Here is a 976-nt window from a genome sequence, read left to right as displayed (position 1 = left end):
TATTCCCGCCGGGCCAACCATGATGCCCTGGATGAAACCCAGGCCGCCCGGTTTGTGGATATGCCCACGGACTGGTGGCGCGAAGGTATGGGGCACCCCTCCATTACCACCATCGAATTGCTGGAAGTCTGCAAGCGCGGGTTGGGACATCCACGGGCGGAACCTTTGTTCTTCGATTACATGCGCCGGCGTGGGGTGTCGGAAGAATTGGAATTGCCGGCGCCCCTGCATCTGGTGCGATATGTGGAGCGGCTGCTGGCGGGCACCATGGGGGCCTCCACCGCACGCATTGTGATGAGTTCGTTGCTGCGCAAACAGAATGGCCGCCACGATGATGTGGTGCGGATGATGGACGAAGCCTCCGAGCTGATTCAGTTCAACCATCAGTTGCTGCGCACCACCATTGAAACCATTAGCCAGGGCATCTGCGTGGTGGACCGGGATATGCAGGTGGTGGCCTGGAATCAGGCCTACGTAAAGCTGTTTGATTATCCGGACGGGTTGATTCGGTTGGGGCGCTCCATCGCCGATGTGTATCGCTATAACGCCGAACGGGGTTATTACGACGGCGAAAATATGGAAGAAAACGTGACGCGGCGGGTGCAATTATTACGCGAAGGGTATGCGCATCAGTTCGAGCGGGAACTGCCCAATGGCATCGTGGTGGAGGTGCGTGGCACGCCTATGGTGGGCGGCGGTTTTGTCAGTACGTATATGGACATCACCGAACGCAAACACGATGAAAAAGCACTTCGCCAGATCAATGAAAATCTGGAGCAGATGGTCTCGGAGCGTACCCGGAAACTGTCGGAGCTGAATGCCAAACTGGCACAGGCCAATGAAGGGAAAACCCGTTTCCTGGCGGCCGCTGGCCATGACCTGATGCAGCCTTTGAATGCCGCGCAGTTGTTTGCTTCATCGTTGCGTCAGCAGTTGCGTAACCAGGAAAAGGGCCAGTTCGACCATGAGGTACAGG

The 976-nt window shown here is 57.1% G+C and carries 1 protein-coding gene; it reads left to right on the top strand.

The window, feature by feature from the left end; genetic code table 11:
• Window positions 1–976, top strand: a 976-nt coding sequence (locus A3730_RS09830; protein ID WP_156501126.1) for a PAS-domain containing protein, incomplete at both ends; no start/stop codon positions are given.

Source organism: Alcanivorax sp. HI0044, assembly GCF_001634945.1.
Note: the sequence above shows the minus strand (reverse complement) of the source record. Positions and strands in the feature narration are given on the sequence as shown.